This is a genomic window from Pseudomonas sp. B10 (genome assembly GCF_900156235.1).
GTDB lineage: Bacteria > Pseudomonadota > Gammaproteobacteria > Pseudomonadales > Pseudomonadaceae > Aquipseudomonas > Aquipseudomonas siliginis.
Genome location: NZ_LT707063.1, coordinates 4005835 through 4028003, shown reverse-complemented (window position 1 = coordinate 4028003; position 22169 = coordinate 4005835). Strand labels below are relative to the sequence as shown.

16 protein-coding genes and 2 pseudogenes are annotated in these 22169 nt (G+C 61.0%); 11 read left to right on the top strand and 7 right to left on the bottom strand.

The annotated features are described in order from the left end of the window. Positions 1 to 267: 267 nt before the first annotated feature. Entirely contained in the window at positions 268 to 4221 is a 3954-nt protein-coding gene (gene putA / locus BXA01_RS18285) for a trifunctional transcriptional regulator/proline dehydrogenase/L-glutamate gamma-semialdehyde dehydrogenase (RefSeq protein WP_076565284.1), read from the top strand. 259 nt (positions 4222 to 4480) lie between these two features. Further along, on the top strand, positions 4481 to 6283 hold the full coding sequence (locus BXA01_RS18280; protein ID WP_076565282.1) for an acyl-CoA dehydrogenase: 1803 nt from the start codon (positions 4481 to 4483) through the stop codon (positions 6281 to 6283). A 143-nt stretch (positions 6284 to 6426) separates the two neighbouring features. On the opposite strand, the gene BXA01_RS27750 is transcribed toward BXA01_RS18280, so the two are convergent. The 4 genes and pseudogenes from BXA01_RS27750 to BXA01_RS18265 form a co-directional block, all read right to left on the bottom strand. Further along, on the bottom strand, positions 6427 to 7134 hold the full coding sequence (locus tag BXA01_RS27750; protein WP_442961918.1) for a methyl-accepting chemotaxis protein: 708 nt from the start codon (positions 7132 to 7134) through the stop codon (positions 6427 to 6429). A gap of 207 nt (positions 7135 to 7341) precedes the next feature. Then, positions 7342 to 8319 (bottom strand): annotated as a pseudogene (locus tag BXA01_RS27745) (cache domain-containing protein); the annotation flags it as partial. Positions 8320 to 8463: 144 nt separating this feature from the next. After that, complete coding sequence (locus BXA01_RS18270; protein ID WP_039756738.1) at positions 8464 to 8766, bottom strand: cell division protein ZapA; 303 nt, start codon at positions 8764 to 8766, stop codon at positions 8464 to 8466. Further along, positions 8763 to 8993, bottom strand: coding sequence for a hypothetical protein (locus BXA01_RS18265; protein ID WP_016772015.1), 231 nt, complete (start codon positions 8991 to 8993; stop codon positions 8763 to 8765). The genes BXA01_RS18270 and BXA01_RS18265 overlap by 4 nt, the downstream gene beginning before the upstream one ends. 277 nt (positions 8994 to 9270) lie before the next feature. Here BXA01_RS18265 and BXA01_RS27740 point away from each other — a divergent pair. The 5 genes and pseudogenes from BXA01_RS27740 to selO all read left to right on the top strand — a co-directional run. Further along, a pseudogene (locus BXA01_RS27740) lies at positions 9271 to 9993 on the top strand (MCP four helix bundle domain-containing protein); the annotation flags it as partial. Positions 9994 to 10023: 30 nt separating this feature from the next. Further along, a complete protein-coding gene (locus BXA01_RS27735; RefSeq protein ID WP_370695130.1) occupies positions 10024 to 10896 on the top strand; it encodes a methyl-accepting chemotaxis protein in 873 nt (290 codons plus the stop codon). Between the two features lie 294 nt (positions 10897 to 11190). Next, positions 11191 to 12933, top strand: a complete 1743-nt coding sequence (locus BXA01_RS18255) for a potassium/proton antiporter (RefSeq protein WP_041477603.1) — start codon at positions 11191 to 11193, stop codon at positions 12931 to 12933. Between the two features lie 34 nt (positions 12934 to 12967). After that, a complete protein-coding gene (gene mscK / locus BXA01_RS18250; protein WP_076565278.1) occupies positions 12968 to 16321 on the top strand; it encodes a mechanosensitive channel MscK in 3354 nt (1117 codons plus the stop codon). Between the two features lie 48 nt (positions 16322 to 16369). Further along, complete coding sequence (gene selO, locus BXA01_RS18245) at positions 16370 to 17833, top strand: protein adenylyltransferase SelO (protein WP_076565276.1); 1464 nt, start codon at positions 16370 to 16372, stop codon at positions 17831 to 17833. A gap of 5 nt (positions 17834 to 17838) precedes the next feature. Here selO and BXA01_RS18240 read toward each other — a convergent pair whose 3' ends face one another. Then, the gene (locus tag BXA01_RS18240) at positions 17839 to 18201 is read right to left on the bottom strand and encodes a type II toxin-antitoxin system PemK/MazF family toxin (protein ID WP_041477600.1); all 363 of its coding nucleotides are present in this window, start codon (positions 18199 to 18201) and stop codon (positions 17839 to 17841) included. Continuing rightward, positions 18201 to 18470, bottom strand: coding sequence for an AbrB/MazE/SpoVT family DNA-binding domain-containing protein (locus BXA01_RS18235; RefSeq protein ID WP_008077592.1), 270 nt, complete (start codon positions 18468 to 18470; stop codon positions 18201 to 18203). Before BXA01_RS18235 ends, BXA01_RS18240 begins: the two co-directional genes overlap by 1 nt. 236 nt (positions 18471 to 18706) lie before the next feature. On the opposite strand from BXA01_RS18235, the gene trxC reads away from it, so the two are divergent. After that, the gene (gene trxC / locus BXA01_RS18230; protein ID WP_076565275.1) at positions 18707 to 19141 is read left to right on the top strand and encodes a thioredoxin TrxC; all 435 of its coding nucleotides are present in this window, start codon (positions 18707 to 18709) and stop codon (positions 19139 to 19141) included. A gap of 130 nt (positions 19142 to 19271) precedes the next feature. Here trxC and BXA01_RS18225 read toward each other — a convergent pair whose 3' ends face one another. Next, positions 19272 to 20042, bottom strand: coding sequence for a ParA family protein (locus BXA01_RS18225; protein WP_024011296.1), 771 nt, complete (start codon positions 20040 to 20042; stop codon positions 19272 to 19274). A 356-nt stretch (positions 20043 to 20398) separates the two neighbouring features. On the opposite strand from BXA01_RS18225, the gene BXA01_RS18220 reads away from it, so the two are divergent. The 3 genes from BXA01_RS18220 to BXA01_RS18210 are packed head-to-tail and all read left to right on the top strand — an operon-like array spanning position 20399 to position 22165. Beyond that, complete coding sequence (locus BXA01_RS18220; RefSeq protein WP_041477598.1) at positions 20399 to 21124, top strand: beta-ketoacyl synthase chain length factor; 726 nt, start codon at positions 20399 to 20401, stop codon at positions 21122 to 21124. Further along, positions 21100 to 21912, top strand: coding sequence for a lysophospholipid acyltransferase family protein (locus tag BXA01_RS18215; protein ID WP_076565273.1), 813 nt, complete (start codon positions 21100 to 21102; stop codon positions 21910 to 21912). The genes BXA01_RS18220 and BXA01_RS18215 overlap by 25 nt, the downstream gene beginning before the upstream one ends. After that, positions 21890 to 22165, top strand: a complete 276-nt coding sequence (locus BXA01_RS18210; RefSeq protein WP_076565272.1) for a phosphopantetheine-binding protein — start codon at positions 21890 to 21892, stop codon at positions 22163 to 22165. The genes BXA01_RS18215 and BXA01_RS18210 overlap by 23 nt, the downstream gene beginning before the upstream one ends. Positions 22166 to 22169 lie beyond the last annotated feature (4 nt).

The window sequence follows — 22169 nt, the reverse complement described above, 5'->3', positions numbered from 1 at the left end:
GCAACCAGTTTCGCGAGAATTAGTTGCACCCAGTCGGATTAATCGACGATCGCCCCGTTTTTGCTCCCTTTTGTGGCAGTCATGGCCCTTCGCTAGAAGCAAAAGCACCAAGCAGGAGCAGCACTTTCGTACCAGAAATTATTTCCTGACGAGCTGCGTATTATTCCGGCAAAAAAAGGGTTGCACCCGGTTGCACCTCACTCAGCGCACGGCTAATCTTGCGGCCAGCTGATGCCACGCAACTGTGGCAACCATGAGGACAAAAATATGGCTACCACCACCCTTGGGGTCAAACTCGATGACCCGACCCGCGAGTGCCTGAAGGCTGCCGCAACTTCGATTGATCGCACGCCGCACTGGCTGATCAAGCAGGCAATTTTCAATTACCTGGAAAAACTCGAGGGTGGTGCAACCCTGACCGAGTTGAACGGTTTGACCGCCAAAGACGCCGATGACGCAGGCGAAGTGCAGACCGATCACGCTCACCAATGCTTCCTCGAATTCGCTGAAAGCATCCTGCCGCAGTCGGTGCTACGCGCTTCGATCACCGCTGCTTACCGCCGCCCTGAGCCGGAAGTAGTGCCGATGCTGATCGAGCAGGCGCGCCTGCCGGCCCCGATGGCTGAGGCCACCAACAAGCTCGCGGCGACCATCGCAGAAAAACTGCGTAACCAGAAAAGTGCCGGCGGTCGTGCCGGTATTGTTCAGGGCCTGCTGCAGGAATTTTCCCTTTCGTCCCAGGAAGGCGTGGCGCTGATGTGCCTGGCCGAAGCGCTGCTGCGCATCCCGGACAAAGGCACCCGCGATGCGCTGATCCGCGACAAGATCAGCACCGGCAACTGGCATCCGCACCTGGGCAACAGCCCTTCGCTGTTCGTCAACGCTGCGACCTGGGGTCTGCTGCTGACTGGCAAACTGGTCTCCACCCACAACGAAGCCGGCCTGACCTCGTCGCTGAGCCGCATCATCGGCAAGAGCGGCGAGCCGATGATCCGCAAGGGCGTCGACATGGCCATGCGCCTGATGGGCGAGCAGTTCGTGACCGGCGAAACCATCGCCGAAGCACTGGCCAATGCGAGCAAGTTCGAAGCCAAGGGCTTCCGTTACTCCTACGATATGCTCGGTGAAGCGGCACTCACCGAAGTCGACGCGCAGAAATACCTGGCGTCGTACGAACAAGCGATCCACTCGATCGGCAAAGCATCCCACGGCCGTGGGATTTATGAAGGCCCGGGCATTTCCATCAAGCTCTCGGCACTGCACCCGCGTTACAGCCGTGCGCAGTACGAGCGGGTGATGGACGAGCTGTACCCGCGCCTGCTGTCGCTGACCCTGCTGGCCAAGCAATACGACATCGGCCTGAACATCGACGCCGAAGAAGCCGACCGCCTCGAGCTGTCGCTGGATCTGCTCGAACGTCTGTGCTTCGAGCCGCAACTGACCGGCTGGAACGGCATCGGTTTCGTCATCCAGGCTTACCAGAAGCGTTGCCCGTACGTGATCGACTACGTGATCGATCTGGCCCGCCGCAGCCGTCATCGCCTGATGATCCGTCTGGTAAAAGGCGCGTACTGGGACAGCGAAATCAAGCGCGCCCAGGTCGAAGGTCTGGAAGGCTATCCGGTCTACACCCGCAAGGTTTACACCGACGTTTCCTACATTGCGTGCGCACGCAAACTGCTGTCGGTACCGGAAGTCATCTACCCGCAGTTCGCCACGCACAACGCCCACACCCTGTCGGCCATTTACCACATCGCCGGTCAGAACTATTACCCGGGCCAGTACGAATTCCAGTGCCTGCACGGCATGGGCGAACCGCTGTACGAACAAGTTGTAGGCAAGGTTTCCGAGGGCAAGCTGAACCGTCCATGCCGCGTGTACGCACCGGTCGGCACCCACGAAACCCTGCTGGCGTACCTCGTGCGTCGTCTGCTGGAAAACGGTGCCAACACTTCGTTCGTCAACCGTATCGCCGACCAGTCGATTTCGATTCAGGAACTGGTGGCCGATCCGGTGGCGCAGATCGAGCAGATGGCCACCGTGGAAGGCGGTTTCGGCCTGCCGCACCCGCGCATTCCGCTGCCGCGTGACCTGTACGGTGCCGAGCGCGCCAACTCGAGCGGCATCGACATGGCCAACGAACATCGTCTGGCCTCGCTGTCCTGCGCCCTGCTCGCCACCGCGCACAACGACTGGAAAGCCGCGCCGATGCTCGGTTGCGCCTCCAGCAACGAAACGCCGGTCGCGGTGCTGAACCCGTCCGATCACCGCGATGTGGTCGGTCACGTTCAAGAAGCTACGGTCGAAGACGTCGACAACGCCATTCAATGCGCGCTGAACGCCGCGCCGATCTGGCAGGCCACGCCGCCGGCCGAACGTGCGGCGATCTTGGAACGTGCCGCTGACCTGATGGAAGGCGAGATCCAGCCACTGATGGGCCTGTTGGCTCGCGAAGCCGGCAAGACTTTCGCCAACGCCATCGCCGAAGTGCGCGAAGCCGTCGACTTCCTGCGTTATTACGCAGTGCAGGCGCGCAACGATTTCAGCAACGACGCCCACCGCCCACTCGGTCCGGTGGTGTGCATCAGCCCGTGGAACTTCCCGCTGGCAATCTTCAGCGGCCAGGTCGCTGCGGCATTGGCTGCCGGTAACCCGGTACTGGCCAAACCGGCTGAGCAGACTCCGCTGGTCGCCGCTCAAGCCGTGCGCCTGATGCTCGAAGCCGGCATTCCGGAAGGCGTGCTGCAACTGCTGCCGGGTCGCGGTGAAACCGTCGGCGCTGGCCTGGTCGGTGACGAGCGCGTCAAAGGCGTGATGTTCACCGGTTCCACCGAAGTCGCGCGCTTGCTGCAACGCAACATCGCTGGCCGTCTCGACAGCCAGGGCCGTCCGATTCCGCTGATCGCCGAAACCGGTGGCCAGAACGCGATGATCGTCGATTCCTCGGCACTGACTGAACAAGTCGTGATCGACGTGGTGTCGTCGGCCTTCGACAGCGCCGGCCAGCGTTGCTCGGCACTGCGCGTGCTGTGCCTGCAGGAAGATTCCGCCGATCGCGTCATCGAAATGCTCAAAGGTGCCATGGCCGAAAGCCGTCTCGGCAACCCCGAGCGTCTGTCCGTGGACATCGGCCCGGTGATCGACGCCGAAGCCAAGGCGGGCATCGACAAGCACATCCAGGGCATGCGCGATAAAGGTCGCAATGTTTACCAGGTGGCGATTGCCGACAGCGAAGAGATCAAGCGCGGCACCTTCGTCATGCCGACCCTGATCGAGCTGGAAAGCTTCGACGAACTGCAACGCGAAATCTTCGGCCCGGTACTGCACGTGGTGCGCTACAAGCGCAAAGAGCTGGATCAACTGATCGGCCAGATCAACGCCTCCGGTTACGGCCTGACGCTGGGCGTGCACACGCGCATCGACGAGACCATCGCCAAGGTGATCGACAACGTCAACGCCGGTAACGTCTACGTCAACCGCAACATCGTCGGTGCCGTGGTCGGCGTGCAGCCATTCGGCGGCGAAGGCCTGTCGGGTACTGGCCCGAAAGCCGGCGGCCCGCTGTATCTGTACCGTTTGCTGTCGACGCGTCCTAGCGACGCCATCGAGCAATCCTTCGCTCGCGGTGACGCCATCGTCGCCCCGGACGTGCGCTTGCGCGATGCCATGAGCCAATCGTTGAACGCGCTGAAAGCCTGGGCCGACAACAACAAGTTTGCCGATCTGAGCACCCTGTGCGGGCAATACGCAGCGCAATCGCAGAGCGGCATCACCCGCGTGCTGGCTGGCCCGACCGGCGAGAAAAACAGCTACGCGATCCTGCCGCGCGAACACGTGCTGTGCCTGGCAGAAGTTGAAGGTGATCTGCTGACGCAACTGGCGGCGGTGCTGGCAGTGGGCGGTTCGGCGGTGTGGCCGGAAACCGAGCTGAGCAAGGCCTTGCTCGCCCGTCTGCCGAAGGAAGTCCAGGCGCGGATCAAGCGCGTTGCCGACTGGAACAAGGACGAAGTGGTGTTCGATGCCGTGCTGCATCACGGCCACTCCGACCAGTTGCGCGGCGTCTGCCAGCAGATCGCCCAGCGTGGCGGTGCAATCGTTGGCGTTCAGGGCCTGTCCCAGGGCGAGACCAACATTGCCCTGGAGCGTCTGGTGATCGAACGGGCATTGAGCGTCAACACCGCTGCGGCGGGGGGTAATGCCAGCTTGATGACGATCGGTTAAACCCGATAAACCGGGCACCTGCATAGGTGCCCGGCATAGCAACAATCCCTGTGGGAGCTGGCTTGCCAGCGATAGCGATTTTTCAGTCAACCATCAATGTTGACTGAACTGCCGCCATCGCTGGCAAGCCAGCTCCCACAGTGTTTTGGGGTGTTTGTTAAGTCCGCGCGCGGCTTCAACATCACGCTTATCAATCATCCTGTTCAGTCTTTATCAGCACGCCTAGACTCGGCCCAACCCAATTTCCAGGTAAGCCGCCATGTCCGAGACGCTGCTCAGTTCCCGCAATCTGGCTTTCGAGCTGTACGAAGTCCTCGATGCCGAGGGTCTGACCCGGCGCGAGCGCTTTGCCGAGCACAATCGCGAGACCTTCGACGCCGCCATCGGCACCGCGCGCAATATCGCCGAAAAGTTTTTCGCCCCGCACAACCGTAAGGGTGATGAAAACGAGCCGCGCTATGAAGATGGCCAGGCCATTCTGATTCCCGAAGTGAAACCGGCGGTGGATGCCTTTCTCGAAGCCGGATTTCTTAACGCCGCACGCAGTTTTGAAGCGGGCGGCATGCAATTACCGACCCTGCTGTCGCAGGCCTGCTTCGCGCACTTTCAGTCCGCCAACGCAGCGTCGACCTCGTACCCGTTCCTGACCATGGGCGCGGCCAATCTGATCGAGAGCTTTGGCAGCGAAGAGCAGAAACAGCGCTTCCTGCAACCGATGATCGACGGACGTTTCTTCGGCACCATGGCCCTGACCGAACCCCATGCCGGTTCATCGCTGTCGGACATTCGTACCCGCGCCGAGCCTGCATCCGACGGCACCTATCGCCTGAAGGGCAACAAGATTTTCATTTCCGGCGGCGATCACCCGCTGTCGGAAAACATCGTGCACATGGTGCTTGCCAAGCTGCCGGACGCCCCACCGGGGGTCAAAGGTATTTCGCTGTTTATCGTGCCGAAGTTTCTGGTCAACGACGACGGCAGCCTCGGCCAGCGCAACGACGTGCTGCTCGCCGGCTTGTTCCACAAGATGGGCTGGCGCGGCACCACATCGACGGCGCTGAACTTCGGCGATAACGGCGAGTGCGTCGGCTATCTGGTGGGCAAACCGCACCATGGTTTGAGCTACATGTTCCAGATGATGAACGAAGCGCGAATCGGCGTCGGCATGGGCGCGGTGATGCTCGGCTATGCCGGTTACCTGTATTCGCTGGAATATGCGCGTGAGCGCCCGCAGGGCCGGGTGCCGGACAGCAAGGATCCGACCACTGCGCCGGTGGCGATCATTCAGCACGCGGACGTCAGACGCATGCTGCTGACGCAGAAATCCTACGTCGAAGGTGCGTTTGACCTCGGCCTGTACGCCGCGCGGTTGTTCGATGACACCACCACGCTGGAAACCGAAGCCGAACGCAAACAGGCTCATGAGCTGCTGGATCTGCTGACGCCGATCGTCAAATCCTGGCCTTCGGAGTTCTGCCTCAAAGCCAACGAACTGGCGATCCAGATTCTTGGCGGCCACGGCTACACCCGTGAGTACCCGGTGGAACAGTACTACCGCGACAACCGCTTGAATCCGATCCACGAAGGCACCCACGGCATCCAGTCGCTGGATTTGCTCGGGCGCAAACTGGCGCAGAACGGTGGCGCCGGTCTCAAGCAGTTGATTCGATTGATCGCCAACACGGCCGAACGTGCCACTGCATACGATTCGTTGACCACCCTGCGCGAACCGCTGGAAAAACTCGTTGCCCGCCTGCAAACCGTTACCATCGGCCTGCTCACCGATCTGGCCCAAGGCAAGGTCAACAGCAGCCTGGCGAACTCGGCGCTGTACCTGAAAGTGTTCGGCCACGCAGTGATCGGCTGGCGCTGGCTGGAGCAGGCGATCCGCGCCGAGGAAGGCCTGGCCAAAGGCAATTCGGCGGATGTCGACTTCTATAAGGGCAAGTTGCAGGCGGCACGGTATTTCCTGACATGGGAAGTGCCAGGTTGCCAGCATGAGCTGGACTTGCTGGAGGCGCGGGATGATACGTGTCTGGGGATGCGGGAGGAGTGGTTCTGATCTGCAAGTTGTTTTGCGACTGAAACCATTCGCGAGCAGGCTCGCTCCCACAGGACAGGTGGTGTTCACAGGATGCGTGAACACGCCGAATCCAATGTGGGAGCGAGCCTGCTCGCGAAGGCGTCAGCTCAGGCGATACAGCTTCAACTCAACTTGAACCCACCCATCTGCCGCGCCAGATCATCCGCCATCTTCTGCAACATCTGGCAGTCTTCGCGACAAGCCCTGACCTCCCCCGCCGTCGCGTGCGCCAGATCGGAAATCCCCTGCACGTTGCGGTTGATCTCTTCAGTCACCGCCGACTGCTCTTCGGTTGCCGTCGCCACCTGATGGTTCATATCGCTGATGCGCTCAACTTGGCCGGTGATTGCCGTCAGCGATGCACCGGTGCGCTGGCTTGACTCAACCCCGGTACCCGTCGCGGCCTGGCCGGTGCGCATCGATGACACGGCGTTTTCCGCGCCTTGCTTGAGGCTGCCGATCATCAGTTGAATTTCGTCGGTCGAGGCCTGGGTCCTGCGCGCGAGGGTGCGCACTTCATCGGCGACCACCGCGAAGCCACGGCCCATATCGCCGGCGCGGGCGGCTTCGATGGCGGCGTTGAGTGCGAGCAGATTGGTCTGTTCGGAAACGCCACGAATCACCGCCAGCACCGAATCGATCGACGCCACTTGCTGCGCCAGCTCACCCACTGCGCCCGCCGCTAAGCCGATCTCATCGGACATGCTTTCGATATGACGGATCGAGCCACCGACCACTTCCCGTGCCTGCAACGCCTCATCGCGCGCGGTTTGCGAGGCAAGCGCGGCGTTGCCAGCATTCTGCGCGATTTCCTGCACGGTCAGGCCCATTTCGTGGACGGCGGTGGCTACCATGTCGGTCATTTCCTGCTGCCGGCCCGAACGCTCGGCGGTGTTGTCCACCACCGTCGCCACTTGCCCTACGGCCGTGCGCAGGCGCTCGCTGGTGGTCAGCACTTCGCCGATCATCGCGCGCTGGCTGTCGAGGAAACGGTTGAAGCCGCGCGCGAGGTCACCCAGCTCATCGGCACGGCTGGAATCTAACCGGTGAGTCAAATCTCCACCACCGCTACCGATGGCCACCAGCGCCCGTGTTACTTGTCGAATCGGTCGCACCAGCCCCTGCGCCAGCCACACCACCAACGCCAGGCAAACCAACGCCACCACCAGACCGATGCCGCCACTCATCCACATCGCTTTCCGTGCTTCGGCGTAGATCTGCGACTGCGGCACTTCGGCCACCAGCGTCCAGCCGAGATCGCGCAGCGGCAGGCTGAAGGCGAGGAAGTCTTCACCGTCGCGCTGGAAGCTGCTGTTGACCGCATCCTTGTGCCCCATCAGCGCTTGTGCCGCATTGGCACCGATCTGCTCGGTCAAGGTGCGTTTGCCGCTGAACTGCGCCTCAGGATGGACCTGAATCAAACCGTCGGAGCGCACGAGATAGACCTTGCCGCGCTCGCCGAAACTGAAGTTGTGGATCAGCTCCGACAGCTCTTTCATGCTCAGCCCGAGCCCGGCGACACCGACAACTTTACCGGCCTGCTCGACCTTCAGATCGATGAACAGGGCCAGCTCGCCAGTGGCGCCGTCGTTGTCGATATTGAGGGTGCGCGGCTGAGTGCTGTCGAGAAAGGAATAGAACCAGGCGTCGGCCGGTTTCGCGCGACTGAGGGTGCGATCGAGGCCTTTTTCGGTGATGTAATGATTGGATTCGGTGCCGATGATCAACGCGGTAAAGGCTTTGTGTTCAGCGCGGATGCCTTCCAGATACTGCGCGAAGAGCGCAGTTTTGCTGCTGTCCTCGCCTGTCGCCAGCCAGTCACGCACCATGGTGTTGCTGGCGATGTCCTTGGCGGCGGTGAGCGGTTGCACGAGGATGCGTTCGATATCGTTGCGCGTCGCTTCAATGCTCGACGGCAGCGCTTGTTCGACCAGATAGCTCTGGGCGAGGCGGTTGACCACCAGGGTATAAATGCCAACCACAATCACGATGCTGATCAGCAGGGCCGCGCCCATGCCGAGAATCAACTGCCACTGAATACTGCGTCGCCACCACTGCATGGAGCACCCCCAAGGAATAAGTGGCCGAAACACTGCAACAGCCGTGCCGATTGTATACATCCCAACCGACAATCTATTCCTTGGTTGTGCGCAACTTCATCAACCCTGACTGATGGTCTTGGCAATCGTCTCGACCGTGGCGCTGACTTGCTCTTGATAACGCTCGAGTTCTTCTTTGTGCTGCTTCTTCATTTCGATCTGCTGCGAGCACAGATTCATTGCCGCCAGCACCAGCAAACGGTCACCGATCAGCGTCGGGTATTTGCGCTTGGTGTCTTCCAGCGCGGCCTTGAGCATCATCGCCGCGTCCAGCAGGGTCTGTTCTTCCCCGGCCGGTGCCTTGATCGAATAGTCCTCGCCGAGAATGGAGATGACTTTTACCCCTGCTGTGCCGTGGTTCATGCGCTGACAGGACCGGCGTTGACGCGATCAACCAGCGCCTGGATGCGCGCGGCGGTGGCGCCGTGTTTTTCTTCCTGCTCCATCAGGTTCAGTTGCAGGTTTTCGTTTTCATCCTTGGCCTGGGCCAGTTCCGTGGACAGGGTCTGGTTGGTCTGCAGCAAGGTCTGGTTCTGTTGCACCAGGTCGCTGACGAGCTGTTCCAATTGGCTGAGGGATGCTTCCAACATTTTGATCTTCCAAGCGTTTTTCAAAGGGCGCGTACGATAAAGAAAAGTCATCACGGATGCCAGGGTTAAACCGGCGCAAGGCCTTGATTTTCCTGGGTGGCGAAGCTTCTCGCGAGTTTAAAAGACTGTGATTGGTCGATCTGGTTCCTGCACTTCGTCGCTCAAGCCTGTCTGCGACAAATACGCACACCACCTCAAGACTTTAGTCGTATGACCGATAAGTCACCCATACAGCAGCTTCTGCCCGCATGGATGCGGCCCTTTTCGGTATCCGCCCATGTCCCTTCGCAATATGAATATCGCCCCACGGGCGTTCACCGGTTTCGCCCTGATCGGCGGCCTGATGTTGATCCTCGGCGTGTTTGCGCTGAACCAGATGAGTAAGATCCGCGCGGCCGGCGAAGACATCGCTACCGCCAGCGTGCCGTCGATCAAGGCTCTGGACGAATTCACCCAACTGACCCTGCGCCTGCGCGTGCTCTCTTACCGCCTGCTGATCAACCGCGAACCCGACGTGCAGCAGAAAACCATCGAACTGTTCGACATGCGCAACCGCCAGATCGCGGATGCGCAACGCGCGTATGAGCCACTGATCGAAGGCCCGCAGGAACGTGCGGCGTACGATCAATACGTGCAATTGCTGGCGCAGTACCGTCAGCTTGAAGAGCGCATGAAAACCCTGTCGCGCAACAATCAGATCGACGAGTTGCGGCAGATGCTCAACAGCGATTTGCTGAGCAATTCGGAAGCGGTGAACACCGCGCTGGCGCGCTTGCTGGAGATCAACACCCAGCAGATCGCCGAAACCGACCAGGGCGCGAAGGATCAGTATTCGCTGTCGTTCAATCTGGTGGTGACCCTGCTGGTGATCGCCAGCGGCCTGACCCTACTGTTCGCCTGGTTGCTGACCGTGAGCATTACCAAGCCGATTTCCAAGGCACTCGAGGCGGCGGAAACCATCGCCGAAGGCAACCTGACCCAGCCGATCCATGTCGATGGCGAAGATGAAGCCGGGCGCTTGCTGGCGGCGATGGCGAAGATGCAATCGAAGCTGCGCGACACCCTGCAGCGCATCTCCGGTTCGGCCACACAGCTTGCGTCTGCTGCGGAAGAGCTGAACAGCGTCACCGATGAAAGTGCTCGCGGCCTGACCCAGCAGAACAACGAAATCGAGCAGGCGGCTACTGCCGTGAACGAGATGACCAGCGCCGTCGAAGAAGTCGCGCGCAACGCGGTCAGCACTTCGGAAGCCTCGAAAAACGCCACCACTTCGGCGGGCGACGGTCGTGATCTGGTTCAGGAAACCGTCAGCGCCATCGAACGCATGAGCGCCGATGTGCAGAGCACCGCTTCGCTGATCGGCGACCTGGCCAATGAATCCCGCGACATCGGCAAGGTGCTCGACGTGATCCGTGGCCTCGCCGACCAGACCAACCTGCTGGCATTGAACGCAGCCATCGAAGCGGCCCGTGCCGGTGAGGCCGGTCGTGGTTTCGCCGTAGTGGCCGACGAAGTGCGCGCCCTGGCCCATCGCACCCAGCAGTCGACCAGCGAAATCGAACGCATGATCGGCAGCATCCAGAGCGGCACCGAACACGCCGTGGATTCGATGCGCAACAGCACCGAGCGCGCCGAGTCGACGCTGAACATCGCCCGTGGCGCCGGGATGTCGCTGGACACCATCAACAGCGCCATCGTCGAAATCAACGAGCGCAACCTGGTTATCGCCAGCGCTGCCGAAGAGCAGGCGCAGGTAGCGCGGGAAGTCGATCGCAATCTGGTCAACATCCGCGATCTGTCGGTGCAGTCGGCGACCGGCGCCAATCAGACCAGCGCGGCGAGCAATGAGCTGTCGCGGTTGGCGCTGGATCTGAACAACATGGTTGGGCGGTTCAGCCTGTAACACACCTCGCTGGAGCTTCCCCTGTGGCGAGGGGATTTATCCCCGTTGGGTGGCGAAGCCGCCCCAAAAGCAGCGTATGCGGTTCCCTCTAAGGATCCGCGTACAGCGGTTTTACGACGGCTGCGCCGCCGAACGGGGATGAATCCCCTCGCCACAGTCATCACTCGCCGCATCTGCAAGGCGATTCTGCACAAAAGCTTTTTGACAGCATCACATTTCAACAGGTTAGAATCGCTGGCACGCAGACTGCATGGTCAGTTTGTGCCTCGTCTTTACGCTTCTGGAGTACTGCCTTTGAATGCGACGACCATCAACAGCCTGTTCTTGATCGGCGCGTTGCTGGTAGGCGCAAGCATTCTTGTCAGTTCTCTTTCTTCACGTCTCGGCATTCCGATTCTGGTCATCATTCTCGCGGTCGGCATGGCTGCCGGGGTCGATGGTGGCGGGATCATCTTCGATAACTACCCGACGGCCTATCTGGTCGGCAACCTCGCCCTTGCAGTGATCCTGCTCGACGGCGGCTTGCGTACGCGGGTGTCGAGTTTCCGCGTGGCGTTATGGCCGGCGCTGTCGCTGGCCACGGTCGGGGTGTTGATCACCACCGGGCTGACCGGCATGGCCGCTGCGTGGCTGTTCGACCTCAATCTGATTCAGGGCCTGCTGATCGGCGCCATCGTCGGTTCGACCGACGCCGCTGCGGTGTTCTCGCTGCTCGGCGGTAAAGGCCTCAACGAACGGGTCAGCGCCAGTCTGGAAATCGAATCCGGCAGCAACGACCCGATGGCGGTGTTCCTCACCGTGACCCTGATCGACATGCTCGCCAGCGGCGAAACCGGCCTGCACTGGAGTCTGCTGACCCACCTGATCCGCGAGTTCGGCATCGGTGGTGTGATCGGTCTGGGCGGCGGCTGGGTGATGCTGCAACTGGTCAACCGCATCAATCTCGCGGCCGGGCTCTATCCGATTCTGATCATCGCTGGCGGTCTGGTGGTGTTCGCGCTGACCAACGCCTTGCACGGCAGTGGTTTCCTCGCCGTGTACCTGTGCGGCCTGGTGATCGGCAACCGCCCGGTGCGTAGCCGCCACGGCATTCTGCACATGCTCGACGGCATGGCCTGGCTGGCGCAGATCGGCATGTTCCTGGTGCTGGGCCTGCTGGTCACGCCCCACGATCTGCTGCCGATCGCCCTGCCCGCCCTCGGTCTGGCATTGTGGATGATCCTGTTCGCGCGGCCGCTGTCGGTGATGGTCGGTCTGCTGCCGTTCAAGGCCTTCCACGGTCGCGAAAAAGCCTTTATTTCCTGGGTCGGCCTGCGCGGCGCGGTGCCGATCATTCTCGCGGTGTTCCCGCTGATGGCCGGGCTGCCGCAAGCGCAGCTCTACTTCAATCTGGCGTTCTTCATCGTGTTGGTTTCGTTGCTGGTGCAGGGCACGAGCCTGCCGTGGGTGGCCAAATTGCTCAAGGTGACCGTTCCGCCAGAACCCGCGCCGATATCCCGAGCGGCACTGGAAGTGCACGTCACCAGCGAGTGGGAACTGTTCGTTTACAAGCTCGGCGCGGAGAAATGGTGCATCGGCTCGCCGCTGCGCGAGCTGAAAATGCCCGAAGGCACACGCATCGCGGCGCTGTTTCGTGGTCAGCAACTGCTCCATCCGTCGGGTAGTACGGTGCTGGAAGTCGATGATTTGCTGTGTGTTATTGGCCATGAACACAACTTGTCGGCCCTCGGCAAACTGTTCAGCCAGGCGCCGCAACGTGGCCTCGATTTGCGCTTCTTCGGCGACTTCGTACTCGAAGGAGACGCCCAGCTTAAAGCGGTTGCAGCGCTGTATGGCTTGCCGGCCGAAGGCATCGATCCGGACATGACCCTGGGCGCGTTCATTGCGCAAAAAGTGGGGGGTGCTCCCATCGTCGGCGACCAGGTGGAGTGGAACAACACCCACTGGACGGTGGCGGTCATGGACGGGAACAAGATCGGCAAAGTGGGCGTCAGATTCCCCGAAGGAAGTCGCCCGGGCCCCGGACTCTTCCTCTAAACTGCTTCCACTCTCACTTGCTTGACCGGTCTCTATGCCTACCCTGCGCTCCTTTTTCGCCGCGGCCCTGCTGGGCCTCAGTCTCGTTGTCGGCCCGCTGCATGCTGCCGAACCACCGTCCAGCGATGCCGTGCAGGCCAGCCTCGACAAGCTGGCCGACAGCAAACTGCCGGACGCCGACAAGAAGACCCTGCAGACCGTCCTGCAGAACACCCTCAATCAGCTGAACAACCAGCGTGATTACGAGCAGAAACTGATCGATCTCAAGCGTCAGCTGGCCAACGCGCCGAAGCAGACGATTGAAAACACCCGCGAACTCAGCCGCCTCAAGGCCACCGCGCCAGTGCCGGTCGCGCAGCGTTTTCCGAAGGAGTCGATCCAGCAACTGGAGCAGATCCTTACCGACCGCTCGACCCAGCAAAGCGATCTGCAAAAAGCCCTGGCCGAAGCCAACAGTCTGATCATCACCGCGCAGACTCGCCCCGAACGCGCGCAGGCGGAGATTTCCGCCAGCCAGACGCGCATCCAGCAGATCAACACCATCCTCAAATCCGGCAAGGACACGGGCAAAACGGTCACCGCCGAACAGCGCGACCAGTTGAACGCCGAACTGGCCGCACTCAATGCGCTGATTCCGCTGCGCCGCCAGGAACTGGCCGGCAACACCCAGTTGCAGGATCTCGGCAATGCTCAGCACGACTTGCTTTCGGAGAAATCCGACCGCCTCGACCGCGAGATCCAGGAACTGCAAACCCTGATCAACCAGAAGCGTCTGGCGCAGTCGCAGGAAACCGTTACCCAGCAATCGATCGAGGCGCAGAAGGCCGGCGGCAGCAGCCTGCTGGCGAGTGAGAGCGCAACCAACCTCAAGCTTTCCGACTATTTGCTCAAGAGCACCGACCGTCTCAACGAAGTCACGCAGCAGAACCTGCAGACCAAACAGCAACTCGACACCCTGACCCAGAGCGATTCGGCACTGGACGAGCAAATCAACGTGCTCAAGGGCAGCCTGCTGCTGTCGAAAATCCTCTACAAACAGAAGCAGGCGCTGCCGCACTTGAAGGTCGACCGCGACCTCGCCGATCAGATTGCCGATATTCGTCTGTATCAGTTCGATGTCAGCCAACAGCGGGAGCTACTGAGCAATCCGGCGACCTACGTCGACAATTTGCTGGCCACCCAGCCGCCGGAGCAGGTTACCCCGCAGTTGCGCAAGAGCCTGCTCGATCTGGCCAACACCCGCGCTGATCTGCTCGAGCGGCTGAACCGCGAGTTGAGCGCGATGCTCAACGAATCGATCACCCTCCAGCTCAACCAGAAGCAATTGCTGAGCACCGCGCAAAGCCTGCGCGCGACCCTCGACGAACAGATGTTCTGGATCCCCAGCAACAAGCCGCTGGACGTGGAATGGATGCGCGGTGTGCCCGAGCGCCTGGAGCGGCAGGTCAATACCTTGCCATGGGCATCGAGCCTGAGCGAACTGGCTGACGGCCTGACCCAGCGGCCATTGCTGTTCTTGCCTCTGGCGCTGCTGATCGGCGCCCTGTTGTGGCGCCGCAAGGCGCTGTACGGACGACTCAACAAGGTTCACCAGGACATCGGCCACTTCAAGCGCGACAGCCAGTGGCACACGCCGCAGGCGATTCTGATCAACATCCTGTTGGCGATGCCGGTGGCGCTGGGTCTGGCGCTGTGCGGTCTGGCCTTGCAGATCGACGCGCGCGGGCAGAACGCCAACATGGGCGCGGCGCTGTTGCAGATGGGCCAGGCCTGGCTGGTGTTCTACACCGCGTACCGGATCCTCGCGCCGGGTGGCGTGGCGGAATTGCACTTCCGCTGGGAAAAACCGCAGGTCGAGTTCCTTCAGGGCTGGGTACGTCGATTGGGCCTTGTGGTCATGGCGCTGGTGGCCGTGGTGGCCGTCGCCGAATTGCAACCAGCGGCGCTGGCCGATGACGTGCTCGGCATGCCGGTGGTGCTGACTTGCTATGCGTTGATGGCATGGCTGCTCAGTCGCCTGCTGATCAGCAGCCCGACGCACCAGAATGCCTCGCTGTTCCGCAAAGCCGTCGGGGTGATGTTCACCCTGCTGCCGATCGCCCTGTTTGTCGCGGTGTGCTTCGGCTACTACTACACCGCACTGAAACTCAGCGACCGCTTGATCAACACCCTGTACCTGCTGATGTTCTGGCTGGTGATCGAGGCCACTTTCGTACGGGGCCTGAGCGTTGCCGCGCGGCGCCTGGCTTACCAGCGCGCGCTGGCCAAACGGCAGGCGGCAAAAGAGGCCGGCGACGGCGAAGCGGTGATCGAAGAGCCGACGCTGGACATCGAAAAGGTCAACGAGCAGTCCCTGCGCCTGATCCGTCTGGCCCTGCTCGGCGGTTTCATCGCGGCGCTGTACTGGGTCTGGTCGGACCTGATTTCGGTGTTCTCGTATCTGGACAACATCACCCTCTACGAATACACCAGCGGCACTGGCGCCAACATGAGCATGGTGCCGATCAGCATCGGCGACATGCTCGGCGCGCTGATCATCATCGGCATCACCTTCGCGCTGGCGCGCAACTTGCCCGGTCTGCTCGAAGTGTTCGTGCTGTCCAAGCTCAACCTGGCGCAGGGCAGCGCTTATGCGACAACCACGCTGCTGTCCTACGTAATTGCCGGCGTCGGTTTCGTCACCACCCTGTCGACCCTCGGCGTCAGTTGGGACAAGTTGCAGTGGCTGGTGGCGGCGCTGTCGGTGGGCCTCGGTTTCGGTATGCAGGAGATCTTCGCCAACTTCATCTCCGGCATCATGATCCTCTTCGAACGCCCGGTGCGGATCGGCGACACCATCACCATCGGCAACCTCTCGGGCACGGTGAGCAAGATCCGCATCCGCGCCACAACCATCACCGACTTCGACCGCAAGGACATCATTGTCCCGAACAAGACGTTCATCACCGGGCAACTGATCAACTGGTCGCTGACCGACACCATCACCCGCGTCACGCTGAAACTGGGCGTCGATTACGGCTCGGATCTGGACCTGGTCAAGGAACTGCTGCTCAAAGCGGCCCGGGAGAACCCGCGTGTGCTCAAAGAACCGGAGCCACATGTGTACTTCCTCAACTTCGGCGAAAGCACCCTCGACCACGAACTGCGCATGCATGTGCGCGATCTCGGTGACCGCAACCCGGTGCTGGATGAGGTCAACCGCTTCATCAATCGCGAGTTCAAGAAGCAGCACATCAACATCTCGTTCCGGCAGATGGAGGTTTACCTGAAGAACCTGCACGGCCAGGAATACAAGATGGTGCCTGTGGAACCCGAGAACAAAACCATCGTGCCGATCGTCGACGGGCAGAAACCGTTGCCGGAACCGCCACCGAGCAAACTCGACTAACCGACATGGTCCCAGCAGAATGCTCGGACATTCTGCTGGAGCCGGCCCGTGAAAGCCCTCGACGAACTGACTTTCGACAACCGCTTTGCCCGCCTGGGCGACGCGTTCTCCGCGCACGTGCTGCCCGAACCGATCGACAATCCGCGTCTGGTGGTCGCCAGCCCGGCCGCTCTGGCCTTGCTCGATCTCGATGCGGCCAGCGCCGAAACCGAAGAATTCGCGCAGCTGTTCGGCGGCCACAAGCTGTGGGCCGACGCCGAGCCACGGGCGATGGTGTATTCCGGCCATCAGTTCGGCGGTTATACCCCGCAACTGGGTGACGGGCGCGGCCTGCTGCTGGGCGAGGTGTACAACAACGCTGGCGAGCATTGGGACTTGCACCTCAAAGGCGCCGGGCAGACGCCGTTTTCACGCATGGGCGATGGCCGCGCGGTGCTGCGCTCATCGATTCGCGAGTTTCTCGCCTCCGAAGCGCTGTACGCGCTGAACATCCCGTCTTCGCGGGCCGCCTGCGTGATTGGCTCCGACACGCCCGTCTGGCGGGAAAAGCAGGAACGCGCGGCGATGGTGCTGCGTCTGGCGCCGAGCCATATCCGCTTCGGCCATTTCGAATACTTCTACTACACCAAGCGCCCCGAGCAGCAGAAACAGCTCGGCGAGCACGTGCTGGCGATGCACTTCCCCGAATGCCTGGAGCAACCGGAACCGTATCTGGCGATGTTCCGCGAGATCGTCGAGCGCAACGCCGAACTGATCGCCAAGTGGCAGGCCTACGGCTTCTGCCACGGCGTGATGAACACCGACAACATGTCGATCCTCGGCATTACCTTCGACTTCGGCCCGTTCGCCTTCCTTGATGACTTCGACGCGCATTTCATCTGCAATCACTCCGATGATCAGGGTCGCTACTCGTTCAGCAATCAGGTGCCGGTGGGCCAGTGGAACCTCAGCGCGCTCGCCCAGGCGCTGACGCCGTTCATCAGCGTCGAGGCCCTGCGTGAAACCCTCGGCTTGTACCTGCCGCTGTTCCAGGCGCACTACCTCGACCTGATGCGCCGCCGCTTCGGCTTCACCACCGCCGAGGACGACGATCAGCAACTGCTGGAAAACCTGCTGCAACTGATGCAGAACAGCGGCGTCGACTACACGCTGTTCTTCCGCCGCCTCGGTGAAGAGTCAGCCGAACAGGCCATCGCCCGCCTGCGCGACGATTTTGTCGATATCAAAGGTTTCGATGCCTGGGGCGAACGCTACGTTGCCCGGGTCGGCCGCGACGGCAATGCCGATCAGGAACAACGCCGCGCACGGATGCATGCGGTCAATCCGCTGTACATCCTGCGCAATTACCTTGCGCAAAAAGCCATCGATGCGGCCGAGCAAGGCGATTATTCCGAGGTGCGCCGATTGCATGCGGTGTTGAGCAAACCGTTCGATGAGCAGCCGGGGATGGAACGTTACGCCGAGCGACCGCCGGAGTGGGGCAAGCATTTGGAGATCAGTTGTTCTTCGTAGGCGCTTCAGCTTAGCGGGTCGATTGCACTGATTACACGGTCGACGATGTCAGACATTGTCACGTCATCCAGTCGCTCGATGAATTTGGCCGTGCCGTCTCGTACCCGTTGTTCTATGTCAAAACTGCGAACCTGATTACACACCGCTACACCATTGGTTTCGTGGCCAGTAATGGCGACCGCCAAACCCATATTCCGGCTGAAATTCCCACCGCTAGTAACAGGCACCGTCATGCTCACGCCCAATGCGTTGATCTCTCTGGGCGTGATCACCACAAAGCGATGTCTGTTCATCATCTCCCGCCCCGCCACTGGGTTTGGATCAATCCAGTAAACGTCACCCCGCTGAGGGGGCTGTCGGCGCACCATCAACCCAGCTCCCGGCCGACAGAATCACCTTCAAGGGTCTCGCTAGTCTGGGCGTTAAGTTTCTGCAATTCTTCTGCGCCTTCGAGTAGCTCTGACAAACTATAACGCTTACGCGTAGCGGCTACGGCTGGACGAGCAATCAGTTCGCCATCGACCACATTCAGCTCTAGCTGTGCGCCAACCTCCAGATGCAACAACTTTAAAAGCGTGGGCGGAATCGTAATGACGGCAGCGCCGCCTTGGCGGCGTATCTTGGAAGTTACGGACATCATGTCGCTCCGATTTGATGCATAGGAATCATCGATTCCTGGATTAGTGCAACAAAAGTAGCACGCAGATAAAAACAAAGCGATCTCCTCACGACAAGCGTAAAACGCCGAATTGGTCTTCAGACTAGCCATCGATCCCGGAACTGTTTTGAGAAAAATGTGAGCAGTTGCGACATTGATAAGTTGGCAGATCGACTCCAAATCAGTTCTATAGACTGCCTATCAGAGAACCAATCATGACCACCCCACTCCTCATCCCCTGCCCCTCCTGCAACGGCGTCAACCGCATTCCAGCCGAGCGTCTCGCCGATCAACCCAAGTGCGGACGCTGCAAATCTGCGGTACTGCTGAGCAAGCCTTTCGAACTCAAGCAAGGCGATTACGCCAGTCAGATCAAGGGCGATCTGCCGTTACTGGTGGATGTCTGGGCGGACTGGTGCGGGCCGTGCAAGTCGTTTGCGCCGGTGTTCGAACAGGCTGCGGCGCAGCTGGCGGGCAAGTGCCGGCTGGCCAAGCTCGACAGCGAAGCGAACCAGCAGTTGTCGGCGCAGTTGGGGATTCGCTCGATTCCGAGTCTGATTCTGTTTAAAAACGGCAGGGAAGTGGCGCGGCAGAGCGGTGGGTTGCCATTGCCGCAGTTGATGGCGTGGCTGCGTAGCCAAGGCATCTGACCCAACACAGACCACCCTGTGGGAGCGAGCCTGCTCGCGAAGGCGGTCGATCATTCAGCGCCGATGTTGAATGTGCCGGCCTCTTCGCGGGCAGGCTCGCTCCCACAGGATTTGCGTGTGAGTCGGGGAATCAGTGGTCTTCCAGCAGATTGTGCAGTTCCACAAACTGCTGCGTCAGCTTGTGCCGTGGGTCGAGGTGGATCAGCGGCATGCTGGCCTGGTGCGACTCGCGCATGCGCACCGAACTGCTCAGGTACACCGGCAGTACCGGCAAGCCTTCGGCGATCAACTCATCGAGCATCTGCTGCGGCAGGCTGGCCCGCGCCTGAAACTGATTGACCACGATGCCTTCGACTTCCAACCCTTCGTTGTGGTCATCCTTCAACTCTTCGATCTCGGCGATCAGGCCGTACAGGGCCTGACGTGAAAAGCTGTCGCAGTCAAAGGGGATCAACACGCGATCCGCGGCAATCAGCGCCGATACCGCGTAGAAATTCAGTGCTGGCGGGGTATCCAGATAGATCCGGTCGTAGTCCTCGGACAATTCGTCCAGCAACTTGCGCAGCTTGTTGATCTTGTGTTTCGCCTCGAGCTTGGGCTGCAGGTCGGCCAACTCGGCGGTGGCGGTAATGATGTGCAGGTTGTCGAACGGCGTTTCATAGATGTCCGCCTGATTCTTTTTCGAGAACGGCCCGGAGGACAGGGTCTGTTTGAAGAAATCGGCGATGCCCATCGGAATGTCATCGCCGGTGAGCCCGGTCAGATACTGAGTGGAATTGGCCTGGGCATCGAGGTCGACCAACAACGTGCGATAACCCTCGCTGGCGCTGACCGCCGCCAGATTGCAGGCGATGCTGGATTTGCCCACGCCACCTTTCTGATTGAACACCACGCGCCGCATGACCAAACCTCCGTGTATCAAAGAATGACCGAGTGTAGTTGGCGGTGACCGCGCTTCGCTACCTTCACGGACATGGACTACGTCGTCCGGTGTAAAAATCGACGCCCAGGCATGGAAAAAACCGCCAGCCATCGCAGAGACACCTGACAGACACGCCGCGTCAAATCTGGATAATGGCCAAGTGATAGCCATGCAGCGAACCGCTCGGTACATTTTGTTGGGTAAAATGTAACCAACATTTGCTACACACCCGTCGCACCGGGATAATGCGCGCCACCCGGCGCCCTGCGCCAAGCCAAGCCTGCTGCGGCGCTGGCGACTCAACGCGTCAACGAAAGCCCGCAGGGGCGGGATGAATGTCCGTGATCAACTTCAACATCGCCCAATGGCGCGCGTGGGCCCCGGGGCTCGACAGCGTGGACGCTTGGCAGGCCTGGAGCCGACAACCGGTCGTGCTGCAGAGCAGTGATGCCGCGCCCGATGTGTCGTTTCTGCCGGCCATGCAACGCCGCCGCCTCAGCCGCCTGGCGCGGATGGCCTTCAGCGTTGGCTGGCCGCTGGCCGACGGCCGGGACAACCTGCCGCTGGTGTTCGTCTCGCGGCACGGCGAAACCCCACGCACGTTTGAAATCCTCCGCGATCTAGCCACCGAACAGCCATTGTCGCCGACCCAATTCAGCCTCTCGGTGCACAACGCGATCATCGGTCTGTGGTCGATCATGCGCGGTGAAACCAGCGAAATGACCGCTCTCGCCGCTGCTGGCGACGGCCTCGAACACGGCATGCTCGAAGCGGCCGCATTGCTTGATGAAGGCGCCCCGGCCGTGCTGCTGGTGATCACCGAAGAGCAACCGCCCGAGGCCTACTCGCAGTGGGTCGATGACGTGCCGTTCCCTTACGCGCTGGGTTTATTGCTCACGCCCGGTACCGACTGGCGGCTGACCCTGAACAGCAGCACCGAAACCCGGTCAAAGGCGCACTGGCCGCACGCACTCAACCTGCTGCGAACCCTGCTCGGCCAGCAACCTGACTGCCAACATGCGTGGAAAAATCGTGTATGGACCTGGCATCGCAACCCGTGACCGCCAAACACCGCGACGCCTACTACTGGCGCCTGCTGGCCACTGCTGCGAGCTTCGCCTTGTTCGGGCTCGGCGGGCTGTGTCTGCGCCTTCTGGTATTTCCGCTGCTCGGCTGCCTGCCCGGTGACGCGCGGGTCCATCGCCTGCGCGCGCGGCGTACGGTCAGTCGCTTGTTCTGGTTTTTCGTGCGTTTCATGGCCCGCACCGGCGTGCTCACTTACGACATCGAGGGTGCCGAACGCCTCGGTCGCCCGGGGCAGATGATCATCGCCAACCACCCGTCGCTGATCGATGTGGTGTTTCTCATCGGTCTGGTGCGCCACGCCAATTGCGTGGTGAAAAAAACCCTCTGGGAAAACCCGTTCACCCGTGGCCCGCTGCGCCGCACCGAGTACATCAGCAACGACGGCAGCATGGACATGCTCGACGCCGCCGCGCAGTCATTGCAGGACGGCCAGACCCTGATCATTTTCCCCGAAGGTACGCGCACCCAGCCGGGGCAGGCGCCGGCCTTTCATCGGGGGGCGGCGGCAATTGCCCTGCGCGGTGCGAAAATCGTTACCCCGGTGATCATCAAGGTCAGCCCGACCACCCTGACCAAAGCCGAGCCGTGGTATCGCATCCCCCATCGCCGCGTGCACTTCAGTTTTCGCGTGGGGGCCGATATAGACCCACAGACCTTCGCCGCGCAAGGCCCCGCACCGCAGGCCTCGCGCAAGCTCAACGATTATTTGCATGACTATTTCATTAAGGAGCTCGCCGCAGATGAGCGAACTGAACACCGCTAGCCTGGTGCGTGACATCAAACTGCTGATCATCGATGCCCTCGGCCTCGAAGACGTCAGCCCCGAGGACATCGGCGACGAGCAGACATTGTTCGGCGAAGGCCTCGGCCTGGATTCCGTGGACGCGCTGGAACTGGGCCTGGCGATCCAGAAAAAATACGGCATCAAGATCGACGCCGATGCCAAGGATACCCGCAACCATTTCACCAACGTGGCCAGCCTTGCGGCATTCGTCACGGCAAAACAGGCAGCTTGAGACC

Bases quoted from the DNA above. Each gene is read 5' to 3' on its own strand.
- putA (WP_076565284.1), top strand. From the start codon at position 268: ATGGCTACCACCACCCTTGGGGTCAAACTCGATGACCCGACCCGCGAG.
- BXA01_RS18280 (WP_076565282.1), top strand. From the start codon at position 4,481: ATGTCCGAGACGCTGCTCAGTTCCCGCAATCTGGCTTTCGAGCTGTAC.
- BXA01_RS27750 (WP_442961918.1), bottom strand. From the start codon at position 7,134: ATGGGCCTGACCGTGCAGGAAATCGCGCAGAATGCTGGCAACGCCGCG.
- BXA01_RS18270 (WP_039756738.1), bottom strand. From the start codon at position 8,766: ATGAACCACGGCACAGCAGGGGTAAAAGTCATCTCCATTCTCGGCGAG.
- BXA01_RS18265 (WP_016772015.1), bottom strand. From the start codon at position 8,993: ATGTTGGAAGCATCCCTCAGCCAATTGGAACAGCTCGTCAGCGACCTG.
- BXA01_RS27735 (WP_370695130.1), top strand. From the start codon at position 10,024: ATGGCGAAGATGCAATCGAAGCTGCGCGACACCCTGCAGCGCATCTCC.
- mscK (WP_076565278.1), top strand. From the start codon at position 12,968: ATGCCTACCCTGCGCTCCTTTTTCGCCGCGGCCCTGCTGGGCCTCAGT.
- BXA01_RS18240 (WP_041477600.1), bottom strand. From the start codon at position 18,201: ATGGTGCGCCGACAGCCCCCTCAGCGGGGTGACGTTTACTGGATTGAT.
- BXA01_RS18235 (WP_008077592.1), bottom strand. From the start codon at position 18,470: ATGTCCGTAACTTCCAAGATACGCCGCCAAGGCGGCGCTGCCGTCATT.
- trxC (WP_076565275.1), top strand. From the start codon at position 18,707: ATGACCACCCCACTCCTCATCCCCTGCCCCTCCTGCAACGGCGTCAAC.
- BXA01_RS18225 (WP_024011296.1), bottom strand. From the start codon at position 20,042: ATGCGGCGCGTGGTGTTCAATCAGAAAGGTGGCGTGGGCAAATCCAGC.
- BXA01_RS18220 (WP_041477598.1), top strand. From the start codon at position 20,399: ATGTCCGTGATCAACTTCAACATCGCCCAATGGCGCGCGTGGGCCCCG.
- BXA01_RS18215 (WP_076565273.1), top strand. From the start codon at position 21,100: ATGGACCTGGCATCGCAACCCGTGACCGCCAAACACCGCGACGCCTAC.
- BXA01_RS18210 (WP_076565272.1), top strand. From the start codon at position 21,890: ATGAGCGAACTGAACACCGCTAGCCTGGTGCGTGACATCAAACTGCTG.